The organism is Frateuria edaphi, from assembly GCF_021117405.1.
GTDB classification, from domain to species: Bacteria; Pseudomonadota; Gammaproteobacteria; order Xanthomonadales; family Rhodanobacteraceae; genus Frateuria_A; species Frateuria_A edaphi.
This window is the reverse complement of sequence record NZ_CP088251.1, coordinates 2343557-2360646: the sequence shown is the minus strand read 5'-3', so window position 1 is coordinate 2360646 and position 17090 is coordinate 2343557. Positions and strand designations below refer to the sequence as shown.

Sequence of the window (17090 nt, the reverse complement as noted above, 5' to 3'; positions counted from 1 at the left end):
AGCGCGTCGAACGCTTTCGGTCAGCCGCGCGTTTCCGGCCGTGTGGCGCCGCCGGCGGGGCGGCTGCGGCGACGGTTGTTGCGGCCGGCGTTGGCAGGCGCACGGCCCTGACCATGGTTGCCGCCATGGCTCGCATGACCGTTGCGCGCGGGGCGCGGCTGGCGCTGGCCCTGCACCGGACGCGGCGCACCGGCGTCGAGGCGCAGCGGGGTGGAGGGTTCGAAGCCCGCCACGTCGCTGATCCCGATTTCCTGCTTGAGCAGCTTGCGGATGTCGCGCAGCAGACCCGATTCATCGTGGCTGACCAGCGACACGGCCATGCCCTCGGAGCCGGCACGGCCGGTGCGCCCGATGCGGTGCACGTAATCCTCGGCGACCATCGGCAGATCGTGGTTGATCACCATCGGCAGCTGGTCGATGTCGATGCCGCGGGCGGCGATGTCGGTGGCGACAAGCACCGTGATGCGGCCGCTCTTGAAGTCGCCCAGCGCCTTGGTGCGCGCGTTCTGGCTCTTGTTGCCGTGGATCGCGGCGGCACGCAGGCCGGAGGTTTCCAGGAACTTCACCAGCTTGTCCGCGCCGTGCTTGGTGCGGCTGAACACCAGGCTCTGGCGGCGGCTGTCCTGCGAGAGCACGTGCAGCAGCAGGTCGCGCTTGCGGGAGGCATCGACCGGATGCACGTGATGGGTGACGGTCGGCGCCACGGTATTGGGCGGCGTGACCGACACCTCGCGCGGCGAGCGCATGAACTGCATCGCCAGCGCCTTGATCGGCTCGGCGAAGGTGGCCGAGAACAGCAGCGTCTGGCGCTGCTTCGGCACGGACTGGAGGATGCGCTTGATCGCGGGCAGGAAGCCCATGTCGAGCATGCGGTCGGCCTCGTCCAGGATCAGCACTTCGACGCCGGAGAGGTCGACCGAGCGCTGCTGCATGTGGTCGATCAGGCGGCCGGGCGTGGCGATCACCACGTCCACGCCGCGGCGCAGCGCCTGCATCTGCGGGCCCATGCCGACACCGCCGAAGATGGTGGTGCTGGAGACGCGCAGGTGCTTGCCGTAGTCGCGCAGGTTGTCGTGCACCTGGGCGGCCAGCTCGCGGGTCGGGGTCAGCACCAGTGCGCGCGGACGGCGGGTCTGCGTGGCGCCGGCGGTGGAAAGGTGCTGCAGCAAGGGCAGCGCGAAGGCGGCGGTCTTGCCGGTGCCGGTCTGCGCGGCAGCGAGCAAGTCGTGACCTTCCAGCACCAACGGGATGGCGCCGGCCTGGATCGGGGTGGGCTGGGTATAGCCCTGGTCGGCAAGCGCGCGCAACAACGCGGGCGCAAGGCCCAGCGATTCGAAAGACATGAAAACACTCCTGTGCAACCCGGAGCGTTCTTTCAGAACCGCGTTGCGATATGGGGAAGGGGCGGTTGAAGACCGCAACGGCTGCTAAGCCGTCCGCGCAGTATAGCGCAAGCGGCACGAGCCTGCCTGTGGGGCCGCTGGCCTGAACTGGAGGCGGTCGTCCCCGGGGGCACGCCTACGGCGAAGACGCGGCAGCCGGCCGCCGGGCCACGATCAGGTAGCTGTTGAAGGGGGTGCGTCCCCACAGCGGGGTGAGCGTGGTGACGAGGCCCGCGCGTTCGAGCGGCGCGGTCACCTCTTGTGCGGAAGGGTAATGGTCCGCGCCCACGCGCATCCAGCCGGTGGCATGCAGCACGTGCTCCTCCAGCACGGTGGCGTGGAAGCGCCAGTGCTTCGCCCGCAACACGTTGCGGATCATCAACTGCGCTCCGGGAGCCACGTGGGTGGCCAGCTGTTCGAGCAGCGGGGACTGGCGCGCCGCCGGCAGGTAATGCAGGACGTCGAGCAGGCTGACGTGGCCGCGGAAATCCGGAAGGTCGGCAACGTCGGCGCAGCGCAGATCCAGCGCGTCGCCGATCGCCGCCGCGGCGCGGCGGCCGGTGGCGATCTTGCGCTCGTCGTGATCGATCCCGACATAGCTCCGCAGCGCGCCGCAGCCATACAGGTAGTGCCCGAGCAGGCCGATGCCGCAACCGACGTCGAGCAGCGGGAAGGGCGGGGCTTCCTGCAGCAACCGGGCGACGGCCCCGTACACCGGGTCGCTCGCCAGTTTGCCGCGCACGTATTGTCGCTGGTTGAACCCGGTGAAGCGCGCCGACAACGTGGCGCGCATCGACCGGTCGAGGTGATGCCGCGGGCGCACCGTCAAGGCTGGCGCTCCGGCGGCATGGCCGGGTGGCGGAACGCGTGTCGGGACGATCGTGGCATGGCCGGGCTCCGGGGGCGGGAAGCCAGTATAGGCAGGCTGCAATCGCCGGATGTGCAAACGGCGCATGTGCGGGCGGGCGGACGCGCGACGGGTGAAAAGAACGAGCCCGGCGCAGGGCCGGGCTCGTGGGTACAACCATGGATGACAGCTTTACTGGCAGGTCACGCCCACCGCATTGAACGCGGCCACCACGTCGCTGCGCGAGTAGCCGTAGTCGTCCGCCGCGTTCTCCACGCCACAGGCGCCGGAGTTGAACGTGGCGGTGGCGGTCCAGTACATCGCGTTGGCACGCTCGAACACCTCGAACGCCTTGCGCGTGTTCCAGGTCGAGGTCTTGGCCAGCGTGCAGAACGCCTTGTTGTAGACGCCACTGGAGTAATGCACGTCAAGCCCGCTGTAGTACTGCGAGGCGTTGTCGATCGAGCCTCCATCCTTGCTCGGCGTGCACATCCAGCGCAGCGCCGGGTCGGTCTTGGTGATGTCGGCGCCGACCAGCCAGTCGTTGGCACCGCGGTCGTAGTACTCGGCCGCTTCGCCGGCCATGTCCGAGAAGGCCTCGTTCATGCCGCCGGACTGGCCGGAGTACTGCAGGTTCGAGTGCTGCTCGGTGAAGCCGTGGCTGATCTCGTGGCTGGTCACGTCCAGCGCGGTGAGCGGGTAGAAGTAGCTCGCGCCGTCGCCGAAGTTCATCGACGAGCCGTTCCAGAACGCGTTCTCGTAGTTGCGGCTGTAGTGCACGTTCATCACCAGCTGCATGTTCAGCGGCGGCGCGCCGAACCAGGCGTTGTACATGTCGTGCACGACGGCGCCGAAGTGGTGCGCGTCGTTGATCGGCGAGTAGGCACCATTGATGCCGTCGCCACTGCTGGTCGGGCAGGTGAAGGTCCACAGGGTCGCGCGGGTGCGACTCTGGTTCATGTTGTTGGTCTTCACGTTCGGGTTGACCATCGAGCAGGTACTGCCCGACTGGGTAACCGCCAGCGCCGGATAGTCGGTGCCGTAGAAGTACTGGCCGGTCTTCTGGTTGCCGCCCGGGCCATTGGCGCTGGCCGCCGTCCCGGTGCCGCCACCACCGCCGCCACCGGGCTTGCCCTTGGTGGTCAGGCCTTCCCAGCTCTTCACCACCGCGCCCGTGTTGGCGTCGATGATCGCGGTCGGACGGGTCGGGCGGCCGTTGTGGTCGTCGAAGAACGAGGTCAGGTAGACCAGCCGCGCCTTCTTGCCTTCGGCGTAGACGTAGAGCTCGTGCTTGACGTTCTGCAGGCTGGCATCGGAGATCGCGTGGGCGCCGATGCCGTAGGGCAGGAAGCCGGCATGCTGGCGCAGCGCGGCCAGCGCCTGGGCGCCGCTCAGGCGCGGCGTGACCGAGGCCAGGTCGAAGCCCAGGCCATTGGACAGGTGGCCATCGACGCTGCGCACGTTGCCGGCGGCATCGCGTTCGACCACCACGCTGCGGCCGTACACCGGCACGCCGCGGAACATCTGGTGCTCACGGGTCTTGATCGTGCCGTGGGTGGTGCGCAGCTGAAGGCCCGGGGCCAGCGAGGCCTGCGGGTCCATGCCCAGACGCTGGTTCAGCGCGCTGGAACTCAGGTGGCCCAGCGCGGGCGCATGGATGTGGCTCGGCGTGGCAGCCTGGGCAGCGGTGGCCACGAGCAGGCCGAGGGCGCCCAGCAGAGCGCCGGCAAGCGGTTTTTGCATCATTGGTGTTTCCCTCCCAAGGAAATGGATGGGCGGTCGGGGGCGTCCTGCCTCGTCGCGCCGTCACATCGGCACTCGCCGACCCTCCCCAGGAAGCGAACGTGCCGACAGGGCAACCTACGCCGTTCCGGGAAGCATGTCATCCTGCCGCGCAGCATCCTGGCGGCGGCCCCCCTGGGACCGCGTGCTAGCCTGATGACCGGTCTCGATGCTGGGAGCGGCCGCATGAGTGTTCTGTCCACGTTGCGTGAGCTGGACCATGACCAGCGTCACACCGTGCTGGCCAGCTTCCTGGGCTGGACGCTGGACGCCTTCGACTACTTCCTGCTGACTTTCGTGATCGTCGGCGTGGCCAACGAGTTCGGGGTGGACAAGACCGACGTCACGCTGGCTCTGCTGCTCACGCTGGCCGCACGGCCCCTCGGCGCGCTGATCTTCGGGCGATTGGCCGACCGCTACGGCCGGCGGCCGATCCTGATGCTGGATGTGGTGCTGTTCTCGCTGTTCGAGCTGGCCACCGCGTTTTCCACCTCGCTGACGATGCTGCTGGTGCTGCGCTTCCTGTTCGGCATCGCCATGGGTGGCGAGTGGGGCATCGGCGCGTCGCTGGCGATGGAAGCGATTCCGCCGAAGGCGCGCGGCATCGTTTCGGGCCTGCTGCAGAGCGGCTATCCCTGCGGCTTCTTCCTCGGCGCGCTGGCCAACTGGCTGCTGATCGACCACATCGGCTGGCGCGGGCTGTTCGTCGTGGGCGCCGCGCCGGCGTTGCTGGTGCTGTACATCCGTCGCAAGGTGCCCGAGTCGCCGGTATGGAAGCAGCAGCGTGCCGCACCACGGCGTGGTCTGCGCGAGGCCATGCGCGGGCACTGGAAGCTGGCGCTGTACCTGATGCTGCTGATGACCGCGTTCAACATGTTCAGCCATGGATCGCAGGACCTCTACCACACGTTCGAGGAGGTCAACCTGCACTTGCCGACGGGTTCCACCGCTGCGTTCGTGCTGGTGGCGCTGCTGAATCTGGGTGCGCTCGTGGGCGGGCTGTTCTTCGGCGCGTTGTCGGAGCGGATCGGGCGGCGGCGCGCGATCGTGATCGCCGCACTGCTTTCGATCCCGGTGATCCCGTTGTGGATGTACGGCGGCACGCTGGTGCTCTACGGCGCGGGCGCGTTCCTTATCCAGGTGATGGTGCAGGGCGCCTGGGGCGTGGTGCCCACGCATTTGAACGAGCTCTCGCCGGGCCACGTGCGCGGCACACTGCCAGGCTTCGCCTATCAGACCGGCAACCTGCTGGCTGCGGTCACCGCCACGGCGCAGGCCTGGATCGCCAAGGCGCACGGTGGCGATTACGCCCTCGCCATGGCGGCGTGGATCGCGGTGGTGGCAGTGGTGCTGGCGCTGCTCGCCTGGCTGGGCCCGGAGGCGCGTGGGGTGGGCTTCGTCCGGGCGCCGGACTGATAGAATCGCGGTCTTTGCACCCCAACGAGACAGGCAATGAAGGCAGGCAAGGACAAGGTCATCGCGTTCCACTACACGCTCACGGTGGATGGCGACAAGGTGGAGAGTTCGCACGACAACGGCGAGGCGCTGTGGATCCTGCTTGGCCACGGCCAACTCATTCCCGGTCTGGAAAAGGCGCTGGAAGGCCACGAGGCGGGCGAGACGCTTGCAGCGGACATCGCCCCGGCCGAGGGTTATGGCGAACGCGAGGACGGACGCATCCAGCGCGTGCCCAAGAAGTACTTCCAGCAGGCGAACAAGCTCAAGCCGGGGATGGCCACGGTGCTGTCGCTGAAGGAGGGTGGCCATCGCGCCGTGACCGTGCACAAGGTGGGCATGAGCACGATCGACGTGGACCTCAACCATCCGATGGCCGGCAAGACGCTGCATTTCGACGTGGCGATCGAGGAAGTGCGCGACGCTACCGAGGACGAGATCAAGCACGGTCACGCGCATCCGCCGGGGCAGGAAGCGCACTGAAGCGCGCCGGGCTGCGCTTCAAACGATGACCGAAGCGGCGCCCTCGGGCGCCGTTTTCTTTGCCGTTCTTCCGCCGGAGCATCGGGATGAGGAACGCTCCTGTCCCCGCCGTTCTCTTTGCTCCCTCCTGCCGGAGAAGGCTGGATTCACCTCAATCCAGCAACCGCTTCCCGAACGCGAAGTGGTCCCGCCAATACGGCCCGTCGATGTCATCCAGCCGCACCGTGCCGCCGCTGTTGGGCGCGTGCACGAAGCGTCCCTTGCCGACATACACGCCCACGTGGCTGATGTCCCCGCCGATGTCGAAGAACACCAGGTCGCCGCTGGCCAGGTCGGTCATGCGCCTGACCTTGCGGCCGTCCACGTCGGACATGGCGCGCGAGCTGTGCGGCAGCAGGATGTCCGCCGCGTTGCGATAGATGTAGTCGACCAGCCCGCTGCAGTCGAAACCGCCCTCGGGAGTATTGCCGCCCCAGTGGTAGGGCGTGCCGACCAGCGCGATCGCGCGGAACAACACATCGTTGGCGGTTCCGGCGCTCGCCGCCGATGGCGCCTTCGCGGGCAGGTCCGCCAGCGACGAATGCGAGCTCTTGAACGTAGGCTCGCGCCGATGCGGGGTGCCGGCGCAGGCGGCCAGCAGCAGCACTGCCGTCCCGACCATGGCCAGGCGCAGTCGCGCGGCGGCGGTACGGCATCCGGACGCAGTCATGGCAACCTCGGCAGTGTTTTACCCGAGCTTAGCCAATCAAGGGTTTGCGTCAAGCTCGTGAGGCCAGGTTGCAAGTTTCAATGCGTCGCGTCGACCTGTATTGGGCGTTCGGCCAGCACCTTGCCCGCGGCATTCATGGTGCGCAGGCGGTAGCGCCCGGGACGCAGCCAGAGCGTGTTGTCGCTGCCGCCTTCCAGGAACACGTAACGGTCGGCGGCCACGGCGTCGTCTGCCTCGTCGGCGTAGTGGGCTTCCACCAGGCAGGGAAAAGCCCCTTCGCAAAGGCCGGGACTGACCGCCACCGCCACGCGCTTGCCATTCAGCGAGAGCCAGTCCGGACGATGCCCGTCGGCGGCCGGAGGAAGTGCGATGGTGGCCTTGCCGCCGATCTGCAACGAGATCACGCGGTCGCGCACGTAGGAACTGACATGCTCGTTGGCCGGCGGCAGGATCACGTTCATGTCGTAGAGCCGCGGGCGCGCGCTCCACAGCCGTCCATCCCCCACGTGGCGCAGCACGATGGCCCGCTGCGGGTGGAAGGCTGCGACAAGCTGGTGGTAGGGCTCGCGCAGGGCGACACGCGTGTCCAGCTGGGGCGTCAGGCCGTTCTGCGGCACGCCACGCAGGGAATCGCCGGTACGCACCGCGTTCTTGACAATCCGGTACGCCTCGAGCTCGTTGAAGGGTTCCTCCTCGCGGAGCTCGGTCTGGTCGATATTGAGGATGTCCAGGCCGGTCAGTGCCTGCAAGCGTGCCGCCATCGGCAGCACGTCACCCAGTCGCCCCTTCGCCTTGTCGATGTGCGCATAACCGGCGTGGACGAACAGCTTTGCTTTCGGGTTCCCCGCCAACACTTTCCGGTAGAGCGCGCGTGCTTGTTCCGCTTCGCGGTCCTGCCCGCCGAGCGTGGTCGACTCGTAGGGCACCAGCACGTAGCCCAGGCGCAGCGCCTCGCGCACGATTTCGCCGTACACGGGCTCGCGCACGTATTCGGTGCCGCTATGACCGGTCGGGTAGCCGCGCTGGCGCAGCGCATCGCCGTCTTCCAGCAGTGCCTCGATGGCCAGATGGGTGAAGCCGAGCGCGCGCAGCCGCGGCAGCAGCGCGAGCGTGAGCAGTCGTGTATGGGCGTCGTGGTGCGCCTCGTTGACCATCACCACGCGCCGCCGCGCGGCCAGGTTGACGATGGTGTCCACCGCATCGGCGGCCTGCCATTCGAGGGGCGAAGGCAGCACGGTATCTGCGGGCAGGCGCGCCTTCAGCGGGAAATCGCGTACCGCCTCTCCATAGAGCCCAAGCTCGCTTTCGCTGAAGGCGAAGTATTGTTGCGCCGTCGGCTTGTCCTGCGCATCGAGCCGCGGGATGGCCAGCAGCAGATAGCCGTAGCGACCCAGTTCGTTGGTGCCGCGCATCGCCTCCAGCAGCTGCCGCGAGGAGACCTCGCTGGCGCGCGCCTGCATGGCGTGGATCGACGCAGCAACAAGCACGAGGGCAAGGACGGTGAAGAAGCGAAAGGGCATTCGGCTTTCCCTCGAAGGGTCAGGGCCAGACTAGATTTCACCAGGCCTTCAGGCAAGGGGCACGCGGACGTGCCTGCTCACGTCCGTCACCGTCAGGAAGGCATGCTGGAAAACGCAAGCCAACGGAGGCGGCATGACTAGCGATTTCGACCTGATCGTGCTGGGCGCCGGGTCCGGCGGACTGACGGTGGCCCAGCGCGCGGCACGGTACGGCGCCAGGGTGGCGCTGATGGAACCGGGCCCGCCGGGGGGCACCTGTGCGAACCTGGGTTGCGTACCGAAAAAGGCGCTCTGGTTTGCCTCGCAACTTGCGCATGCGCAAGCGCTGGCGGTCGACTACGGTTTCGACCTCACGCCCGGCCAGCTGGACTGGAACCACTTCCGCCTGCTGCGCGATCGCTACATCGCAGGCATCCGCGAACGCTACACCGCGCGATTGCAGGAAGCCGGCGTGACCTGGATCGGCGCGGCGGGTCGCCTGCTGGCACGCGACACCGTGCAGGCCGGCGACAAGCAGTACCGCGCGTCGCAGATCACCATCGCCACCGGGGCACGACCGCGGAGGCTGCCCCTGCCGGGCTTCGAGCTGGGCATGGTGTCGGACGACATTTTCTCGATGCGGACCCTGCCGCGTTCGATCGGCATCGTCGGCGGCGGCTACGTCGCGACCGAATTTGCCTGCCTGCTGCGCGCGCTCGGCTGCGAGGTCGAGCTGTTGATCCGCAAGCAGCTGCTCGACGGCTTCGATGCCGAGGTGGTGCAGGCGCTCGCCGCGCAGATGCGCGCACAGGGCATCCGCATCACGCCGCAGAGCAACGTCAACGGCGCCCGCGGCGAAACAGGCGCGCTGCTGCTGGATGATGCCCGCGGCGCCGCGCACGGACCGTACGAGGCGGTGCTGTGGGCGGTCGGACGGGAGCCCAATAGCGATGCGCTCGGACTGGAGGAGGTCGGCGTGGCGCGCGACGAAAAGGGTTTCGTCCAGGTCGATGCACACCAGAACACCACGGTCGCGGGCATCACCGCCATCGGCGACGTCACCGCCTGTCCCGCGCTGACGCCGGTGGCGGTTTCGGCAGGGTATGCGCTCGTCGAGCGGCTGTTCGGCGGCCAGCCGGAAGCCTCTTTCGACTATCAGGCGATCCCGTCCGTGGTCTTCACCGATCCGCCGCTAGGCAAGATCGGCCTGACCGAGGAAGAGGCGAGGACGCGCCACGGCGATACGGTGCGGGTCTACAGCAAGCGCTTCGTGCCGCTTCAGTTCGCGGTGGCGGGCCAGCGCGAACCGACCGTCATGAAGCTCGTCTGCACGGGGGACGACGAGCGCGTGCTGGGCCTGCACGTCCTGGGACCGGGCGTGGACGAAATGCTGCAGGGCTTCGCCGTGGCGATGCGCCAGGGCCTCACCCGGCGCGAGTTGCGCAGCGCGGTGGCGATCCACCCGACCTCGTCGGAGGAACTGCTGCTGATGCACTGAGGGTCGCGGTGCCGGCGTTACACTGCTCCGATGGACATCTTCCGCCTCGACCAGGGCAGCGTCCCGCTGCTGATCAGCCTGCCCCACGATGGCAGCCACATTCCCGACGACATCGCCGCGCGCATGCATCCGGCGGCGCGTCGTTCGCCCGATACGGACTGGCACGTCGCGCGCCTGTACGCACCGCTGGCGCAGGTGCTCGGCGCGAGCCTGCTGCGCCCGCTCGCCTCGCGCTACGTGGTCGACCTCAACCGGCCGGCCGACGGCCACGCGCTCTATCCGGGCAAACGCGAAACCGGCCTTGTTTCGACCATCGGCTTCGATGGCGAGCCGTTGTACCTGGAGGGCGAGCCGGAGGCGGCGGAAGTTCAACGCCGCGTGAACGATTACTGGCGTCCCTATCACGCCGCGCTCCAGCAGGAACTTGCGAGGTTGCGCTCGTTGCACGGGCGCGTGGTGCTGTGGGAAGGCCATTCGATCCGCAGCCGCGTGCCGATGCTGTTCGACGGGCGCTTGCCCGACTTGAACCTCGGTACCGCCGACGGTGCGAGTTGTTCGCCGTCGCTGCAGCAGCGGCTGGAGGGCGTGTTGGGTGCGCAGGACCGCTTCGATTACGCGGTGAATGGCCGCTTCAAGGGCGGCTACATCACGCGGCAGTATGGACGTCCAGACGACGGCGTCGATGCAGTGCAGCTGGAGATGACCCAGCGCAACTACATGGACGAGGACAGCTTCGACTGGGACGAAAGCAAGGCCGCGGTCCTGCGTAACGCGATCGAGCCGCTGCTGCGCGCCTGCCTCGTCTGACGCAAGTTTTTTCGCAAAAAAAACGGCGCGTCGCAAGTCAAGGGGCCGATGCGCGCGGCGTGCATGTCCGGGCGCTGGATGTTCAGTCGCCGTATCCGGCGGCCGCCGCATCGTGCATCCGCCGCGCCGCCCGCGATGCCGGGTTCCGGCCGGGTCCGCGGCTCATTCCAGTTCCGAGGTTTCCTTATGCGTAAGCTCGTGATCGCTTCCCTGCTCGTGGCGGGCGTGGCTCTTTCCGGTGTTGTGCTGGCCCAGGACGCTGCCCCGAAGGCGGCGACCAAGACCGAGCAGGCGGCCGCGGCCCCGAAGAAGACGATGACCCATCATCATCACGCCCACAAGGCGATGAAGAAGTCGGCGGAGAAGCCGGCTGCCGGCAAGTAATCCGGTCGATGCCGTCGTTGGCCCCGTCGGCGTTGCCGGCGGGGCCTTTTGTTTCAGTGCTCGGCGGGCAGTGCCGCGATGCACTTGAGTTCGATCGCGATCGGCGTCGGCAGGGCGTCGATGCCCACGGTGGTGCGGCAGGCGTCGACGCCGGCGAAGTACTCGGCGTAAAGCTTGTTGTAGACAGGGAAGTCGCGCGCCATGTCGGTGAGGAACACGGTCACGTCGACCAGGTCTTCCCAGCGCGCGCCGCTCGCTTCCAGCACGGCGCGTACGTTGGCGAACACCTGCCGGCATTGCGCCTCGATGTCGTAGGCGGCGAGGCTGCCGTCGTGCTCATGGACGTTTCCCGGCACCCGGTTCGTGCCCGGTTCGCGCGGGCCGACCCCGGAGAGGAACAGCAGGTTGCCCACCCTGCGGGCGTGCGGATAGGCGCCCACCGGCGCCGGTGCCGCCTCGGTGCGGATGCCCCCGCTCATGCTTTCTGCTGCCAGCGCTCTGCCATGCCGTCCAGCGCGGTGCGATAGGCCTCGGCCATGCCTTCGCGGCCGGTGACGATCAGCCCAAGATCGTGCATGTGGCCGTCGGTGAGGCCGTAGACCCAGGCGTGCACGGTGAGTTTCTGGCCGCGCTCCCAGGCGTCCTGCACGATGCTGGTGCCGCAGACGTTGAGCGCCTGCTCGATGGCGTTGAGTTCGCACAGACGCTCGTGTCGTTCCGTGAACGGAACCTGCGGCTGCAGCGAGGCCTCATGCTTGAAGGCGACGTCCTTGACGTGGCGCAGCCAGTTGTCGATCAGGCCAAGCTTGTCCTTGCGCAGCACCGCGCCCACGCCGCCGCAGCCGTAATGGCCCACCACCAGGATGTGTTCCACCTTGAGCACGTCCACCGCGAACTGGATGGTGCTCAGCGCGTTGAGGTCGGTGTGCACGACGACGTTGGCCACGTTGCGGTGGACGAAGATCTCGCCCGGTGGCAGGTCGACGATCTGCGTGGCGGGCACGCGCGAGTCGGAGCAGCCGATCCACAAATACTTGGGCGCCTGCTGCTGCGAAAGCTGCTCGAAGAAGTGCGGATCCGCGGCGGTGACGCTGGCGGCCCAGCGGCGGTTGTTGGCGAGCAGGTCCTTGAGGGTGTGCGGCATGGTTTTTCCCGATCAGTAGCGGATGCAGATGTTCTTTGGCTCGGTGAAGAAGGCCAGCGCCTCGGTGCCGCCTTCGCGGCCAAGGCCTGACTGCTTCACGCCGCCGAACGGCGTGCGCAGGTCGCGCAGCAGCCAGCAGTTGGTCCAGACGATGCCGAAGTCGAGCGCGGCGGCGACGCGATGGGCGCGGGAAAGGTCCTGCGTCCACAGCGACGCGGCCAGGCCATAGCGGCTGTCGTTGGCGAGTGCGACCGCCTCGGCTTCGTCCTCGAACGGGATGAGGCTCACCACCGGGCCGAAGATCTCGGTCTGGTTGGTCGCCGAGGCGTTGGACAACCCCTCGATCACGGTGGGAGCGACGAACCAACCGTTGGCGCAGCGGCCCGGCATGGACACCGCTTCACCGCCGCACAGAACGGTAGCGCCATCGGCTCGAGCTTGGGCGATGCAGCCCATCACCTTGTCGAAGTGCGGCTGGGACACCAGCGCGCCGAGGTGCGTGGAGGGTTCGTCCGGATCGCCCACCACCAGTTGCCGCACGCGTTCCAGATAGCGTTCCCGGAAACGCTCGTAGATCGAGCGCTGCACCAGCAGGCGCGATCCGCACAGGCAGATCTCGCCCTGGTTGGCGAAGCCCGAGCGCACGATCGTGTCGAGGTTGGCGTCGGAAAGGTCCGCGTCGGCGAACACGAGGGCCGGATTCTTGCCGCCCATCTCCAGCGACACTTTCTTGAAGCGCGACGCCGCGGCGGCGGCGATCGTCGCGCCGGTCGCGGTGCTGCCGGTGAAAGAGATTGCCTTGACCTGCGGGTGTTCGACCAGCGGCTGTCCCACGCTCGGGCCACGACCCTGCACGATGTTGAGCACGCCGGGCGGGAAGCCCGCCTCGATGCTGAGCTCGGCCAGGCGTGCGGCGGTGCAGGGCGTGATTTCCGAGGGTTTGGCCACCACAGTGTTGCCGGCGGCGAGCGCGGGCGCGATCTTCCAGGTGAACAGGTACAGCGGCAGGTTCCACGGGCTGATGCAGCCGACCACGCCCAGCGGCTGGCGCAACGTGTAGTTGACCGCGCCGATGCCCGGCTGGCCGAGCGCCATGGCGTGCGACTGGCTGTCCCAGCCCTGGATCGCGGCGGCGAAGTAGCGCAGGTTGCTGACCGCGCGCGGAATGTCGAGGTTGCGTGCCAGCGTGAGCGGCTTGCCGCTGTCGCGCGATTCGAGCGCGGCGAAGGCATCCAGGTCCTGCTCGATCAGGTCGGCCAGGCAATTCATCAGCCGGGCGCGCTGTTCGACCGGCGTGTGCGCCCAGGCGGGTGCGGCGCGATGTGCGGCGGCTACGGCATCGGCGACGTCGTCGGCGTCGGAATCGGGGCAGTGCGCGAAGACTTCGCCGGTGGCCGGTTCGTACACGTCGAGCCAGCGGTCGGCCCTGGGAGCCACGAGGCGGCCGTCGATCAGGTTGGCGAGGCGCAAGGAAGGCATCCGGACAAGCTTACGACCTGGGACGAGGGATTGCACCGGACGGAGGCGTATGCACACGCCTTCGTGGGATGGGCATCAACCCGCCGTGCGGAGAGCTGGTGGGCCGAAGCCCACCCTGCGAGCTAGCTCAGCGCGCGCGTGCGACCGCCGTCGACAGCGATGCTGACGCCGTTGACGTAGGCGGCGGCCGGCGTGCAGAGAAAAGCGATCACCGCGGCGACCTCGGCGGGTTCACCGAAGCGGCGTGCGGGAACGGTGGACATCAGGTCGTGCGCGATGTCGTTCTCGCTGCGGCCGCTGTTCTTCGCCTGCGTGCCCAGCAAGCTGTCCAGCCGGCCGGTGCGGGTGTAGCCGGGCAGCACGTTGTTGACAGTGATGCCATCGGCGGCCAGTTCGCCGGAGAGCGTCTTGGCCCAGGCGGCGACCGCCGCGCGCACGGTGTTGGACACGCCCAGGTTCGAGATCGGTTCCTTCACCGAGGTCGAGATGACATTGACGATCCGGCCGTAGCCGGCCTCGCGCATGCCCGGCAGCAGGGCCTGCACCATTGCCTGGCCGGCGATCAGGTGCTGGCGGAAGGCGGCCTCGAACGCGGCCGGGTCGGCGGTGTTCGCCGGGCCGCCGGGCGGGCCTCCGCTGTTGTTGACCAGAATGTGCACCGGGCCGATCGCGGCGATGTCGGTGACCACGCCCTGCAGGCGCGTGGTGTCGAGCATGTCGACCGCCTGCCAGCGGTGGTCCTGTTCGCGCGGACGCGGCAGTTGGCCGGCCAGCTCTTCCAGCGGACCAGGCGAGCGCGAGAGCAGGGTGACGGTCGCGCCCAATTCGGCCAGCTCGATGGCGCTGGCGCGGCCGATGCCCTGCGAGGCGCCACAGACCAGTGCATGACGGCCCGTGAGATCCAGTTGCATCGCATGCCTCCTTGGATTGGACGTGATGTTGCGAGAATGCCGCCGAGGGAGAGAAGTCTTTCTGGCCCTGCACCTGAAAGTGCCGCCCGCAACCGTACCTATGAGGGTCGGGACGGGGTCAGCGCGCCTTCCACTGCAGGAACATCGCGGCGAACCAGCAGCCCCAGGCCAGCCACGGCGAGACCCGCCACAGGCCGAACCAGCGGGTGATCGCATCGTCCTGCAGCAGCTCCGGCAGGCGCGGTTGCGAGGAGCGCAGCACGTGCTGCATGCGCATCCAGGTGCGCATGCCGCTGGGTCGCCCCTGCTCGGGCTCGGCAATGATCTTCCACTGCTGCGGGTGACGCTCGCGCAACAGCCGGGCGATGCGGTACTGCGCCAGGTAATACAGCACGAAGCAGGCGATGCCACCGGTCAGGAGCAACAGGTAAAGTTCGACGAGGGGATTCACGTGCCGCTCTTGCTCCAGTGCGTGGGCAGGGCGGTGCGCAGCGTGTTGAGCAGGCCCTTGCCTTCGGGCGCCTTGTCGCAGATCCCGTTCTCCACCGCCTTGGCGTAGGTCTCGTTCATCATGCCGATCCAGACCGTGCCGTCAGGCCCGTGCGGGATGCGGAAGCTGCCGTTGGAGGTCATGCGCACCGGCGCCTCGGCCGAGAACGTGGCCGGTGACTGCTCCCAGTAGGTATCGCTGGCCTGTTGGTCGGCCGAGCTGTAGACCACCAGGTAACGGGCCTTGTCGCTGGTCACCTTGAGCTGGCCGAAGGCACCGGTGGTGGCGCTGCTCCAGCCCATGTACTCGCACAGCGGGATGTCCTGCGAGTCGACCGGCTGGAACGCGGCATCCAGCAGCACGGTGGTCGGCGCGAACAGATAGCTCGAGTGCAGCCAGCGGCCGTTCAATTCGGATTTCAGCGCGACCCGGTAGGGCAGCTTGACGTCGGTGGGCAGGCGGAAGGCGAGGAAGTAGCTGCGCACGCCATTCAAGCTGGCCACCATGCTGCCGGGGCCCAGTTCGAACTTCTTCGGGCGCCACGGCAGCGGCGTCAGGTAGGAAAAGTCCGCGAAGCTGCCGCAGCAGGGCGTGGCCTGCTGCAACTGCAGCTTGGCCTGCGCCAGCGCATTGCCGGAGTCGGTCGGCGCGCGCAGGTTCGGCGGCACCAGCACCTTGACGCTGTGGCATGCGCCAAGCAGCAGGGTGAGGGCGACCAGCAGGAGAGTCAGCGGAAGGCGACGGAGCATGGCGATCAGAAATCAGCAGATCCGGCGGCGCGCGGGTAGGGGATGGCGTCGCGGATGTTGGAGAGGCCGCACACATAGCACAGCAGGCGCTCGAAGCCCAGTCCGAAGCCGGCGTGCGGGACGGTGCCGTAGCGGCGCAGGTCGCGGTACCAGCTGTAGGTGTCCAGATCCAGGCCGAACTTGGTCATGCGCCGGTCGAGGTAGTCCAGCCGCTCCTCGCGCTGGCTGCCGCCGATGATCTCGCCGATGCCCGGGGCCAGCACGTCCATCGCCGCGACGGTCTTCTCGTCGTCGTTCAAGCGCATGTAGAAGGCCTTGATCGCCTCGGGATAGTTCATCACCACCACCGGACGGCCGACGTGCTTCTCGGCGAGGTAACGCTCGTGCTCGGTCTGCAGGTCCACGCCCCAGGCGACCGGGTATTCGAACTTCTGGCCCGAGTTCTTGAGGATCTCGATCGCGTCGGTGTAGTCGATGCGCTCGAACGGCTGGGCGATGAAGTTCTCCAGGCGCGCGATGGCGTCCGGCGTCACGCGCTCGGCGAAGAACGCCATGTCGTCGGCGCGCTCGTCCAGTACCGCCTTGAAGATCGCCTTGAGGAAACGCTCGGCACAATCGGCGTCGGCGGCGAGGTCGGCGAAGGCGATCTCCGGCTCGATCATCCAGAATTCGGCCAGGTGGCGCGGCGTGTTGGAGTTCTCCGCGCGGAAGGTCGGGCCGAAGGTGTAGACCTTGCTCATCGCCAGGCAATAGGCCTCGACGTTGAGCTGGCCGGAGACGGTCAGGAACGCCTCGCGCCCGAAGAAATCCTTGCGGAAGTCGATCTTGCCCTCGGGCGTGCGCGGCAGGTTGGCCAGGTCCAGCGTGGACAGGCGGAACATGTCGCCCGCGCCTTCGGCATCGGACGTCGTGATGATCGGCGTGTTGATCCAGAAGAAGCCTTCGGACGTCAGGTGGCGGTGGATCGCCGTCATCATCGTGTGGCGCACGCGGGTGACCGCACCGAACAGGTTCGTGCGCGGGCGCAGGTGGGCGACTTCGCGCAGGAACTCCATGGAGTGCTGCTTGGGCTGGATCGGGTAGGTTTCCGGGTCGTCCACCAGGCCGGTGACGTCCACGTCGGTCGCCTGGATCTCGAACGCCTGGCCCTTGCCCTGCGAGGGCACCAGCGTGCCGGTGATGATCACGCCGGCGCCGGCGGTCAGGTGCCGGATCTCGCTCTCGTAGTTGGCCAGCGTGGCCGGCGCCACCGCCTGGATCGGATCGAAGCAGGAGCCGTCGCTGACGTTGACGAAGGACAGGCCCGCCTTGGAATCGCGCCGCGTGCGCACCCAGCCGCGAACGGTCACGGTGCTGCCGGCTTCGATGGCGCCCGAAAGGGCCTGCTTCACGCTAGACAAGGTCGGGCTGACTACCGCCATGGGTTGAAACTCCTGCGCGCGCGCCGCATCTGGACGCTGTCGTGTTCGAT

Annotated in this window: 17 protein-coding genes; 5 read left to right on the top strand and 12 right to left on the bottom strand. The window is 67.9% G+C overall.

The annotated features are described in order from the left end of the window. Positions 1-20 precede the first annotated feature (20 nt). The 3 genes from LQ772_RS11030 to LQ772_RS11020 all read right to left on the bottom strand — a co-directional run bounded on the left by LQ772_RS11030 (position 21) and on the right by LQ772_RS11020 (position 3975). Entirely contained in the window at positions 21-1343 is a 1323-nt protein-coding gene (locus LQ772_RS11030) for a DEAD/DEAH box helicase (protein WP_338029228.1), read from the bottom strand. A gap of 175 nt (positions 1344-1518) precedes the next feature. Then, positions 1519-2205 carry a class I SAM-dependent methyltransferase gene (locus LQ772_RS11025; RefSeq protein ID WP_338029244.1) on the bottom strand — a complete coding sequence of 229 codons (687 nt, stop codon included), beginning with the start codon at positions 2203-2205 and terminating at the stop codon, positions 1519-1521. A gap of 216 nt (positions 2206-2421) precedes the next feature. Continuing rightward, a complete protein-coding gene (locus LQ772_RS11020) occupies positions 2422-3975 on the bottom strand; it encodes a M4 family metallopeptidase (RefSeq protein ID WP_231320833.1) in 1554 nt (517 codons plus the stop codon). Positions 3976-4197: 222 nt separating this feature from the next. On the opposite strand from LQ772_RS11020, the gene LQ772_RS11015 reads away from it, so the two are divergent. Continuing rightward, on the top strand, positions 4198-5427 hold the full coding sequence (locus tag LQ772_RS11015) for an MFS transporter (RefSeq protein ID WP_231320832.1): 1230 nt from the start codon (positions 4198-4200) through the stop codon (positions 5425-5427). 36 nt (positions 5428-5463) lie between these two features. Further along, positions 5464-5949, top strand: a complete 486-nt coding sequence (locus LQ772_RS11010; RefSeq protein WP_231320831.1) for an FKBP-type peptidyl-prolyl cis-trans isomerase — start codon at positions 5464-5466, stop codon at positions 5947-5949. Between the two features lie 151 nt (positions 5950-6100). Here LQ772_RS11010 and LQ772_RS11005 read toward each other — a convergent pair whose 3' ends face one another. Together LQ772_RS11005 and LQ772_RS11000 are read right to left on the bottom strand one after the other, a co-directional pair. Continuing rightward, entirely contained in the window at positions 6101-6658 is a 558-nt protein-coding gene (locus LQ772_RS11005; RefSeq protein WP_231320830.1) for a C40 family peptidase, read from the bottom strand. A gap of 77 nt (positions 6659-6735) precedes the next feature. Beyond that, positions 6736-8178, bottom strand: a complete 1443-nt coding sequence (locus LQ772_RS11000) for a hypothetical protein (protein WP_231320829.1) — start codon at positions 8176-8178, stop codon at positions 6736-6738. 133 nt (positions 8179-8311) lie between these two features. Here LQ772_RS11000 and gorA point away from each other — a divergent pair, with 133 nt between their 5' ends. The 3 genes from gorA (at position 8312) to LQ772_RS10985 (ending at position 10846) form a co-directional block, all read left to right on the top strand. Then, on the top strand, positions 8312-9655 hold the full coding sequence (gene gorA, locus LQ772_RS10995) for a glutathione-disulfide reductase (RefSeq protein WP_231320828.1): 1344 nt from the start codon (positions 8312-8314) through the stop codon (positions 9653-9655). A gap of 30 nt (positions 9656-9685) precedes the next feature. Continuing rightward, positions 9686-10462 (top strand): N-formylglutamate deformylase, encoded by a 777-nt coding sequence (gene hutG / locus LQ772_RS10990; RefSeq protein ID WP_231320826.1) that lies wholly within the window; start codon positions 9686-9688, stop codon positions 10460-10462. Between the two features lie 186 nt (positions 10463-10648). Then, positions 10649-10846 carry a hypothetical protein gene (locus tag LQ772_RS10985; protein ID WP_231320825.1) on the top strand — a complete coding sequence of 66 codons (198 nt, stop codon included), beginning with the start codon at positions 10649-10651 and terminating at the stop codon, positions 10844-10846. A 53-nt stretch (positions 10847-10899) separates the two neighbouring features. Here the strand turns inward: LQ772_RS10985 and LQ772_RS10980 are convergent, their stop codons facing one another. The 7 genes from LQ772_RS10980 to asnS all read right to left on the bottom strand — a co-directional run bounded on the left by LQ772_RS10980 (position 10900) and on the right by asnS (position 17040). Continuing rightward, positions 10900-11325: a RidA family protein gene (locus LQ772_RS10980; protein ID WP_231320823.1), complete on the bottom strand. Its 426-nt coding sequence runs from the start codon at positions 11323-11325 to the stop codon at positions 10900-10902. Continuing rightward, a complete protein-coding gene (can, locus tag LQ772_RS10975) occupies positions 11322-11990 on the bottom strand; it encodes a carbonate dehydratase (RefSeq protein WP_231320821.1) in 669 nt (222 codons plus the stop codon). The genes LQ772_RS10980 and can overlap by 4 nt, the downstream gene beginning before the upstream one ends. Positions 11991-12002: 12 nt before the next feature. Beyond that, on the bottom strand, positions 12003-13469 hold the full coding sequence (locus LQ772_RS10970) for an aldehyde dehydrogenase (protein WP_231320820.1): 1467 nt from the start codon (positions 13467-13469) through the stop codon (positions 12003-12005). Positions 13470-13591: 122 nt separating this feature from the next. Continuing rightward, entirely contained in the window at positions 13592-14380 is a 789-nt protein-coding gene (locus tag LQ772_RS10965) for an SDR family oxidoreductase (protein ID WP_231320819.1), read from the bottom strand. A 118-nt stretch (positions 14381-14498) separates the two neighbouring features. Next, entirely contained in the window at positions 14499-14831 is a 333-nt protein-coding gene (locus LQ772_RS10960; RefSeq protein WP_231320818.1) for a hypothetical protein, read from the bottom strand. Beyond that, on the bottom strand, positions 14828-15619 hold the full coding sequence (locus LQ772_RS10955; protein WP_231320817.1) for a MalM family protein: 792 nt from the start codon (positions 15617-15619) through the stop codon (positions 14828-14830). Before LQ772_RS10955 ends, LQ772_RS10960 begins: the two co-directional genes overlap by 4 nt. Positions 15620-15624: 5 nt before the next feature. Next, on the bottom strand, positions 15625-17040 hold the full coding sequence (gene asnS, locus LQ772_RS10950; RefSeq protein WP_231320816.1) for an asparagine--tRNA ligase: 1416 nt from the start codon (positions 17038-17040) through the stop codon (positions 15625-15627). Positions 17041-17090 lie beyond the last annotated feature (50 nt).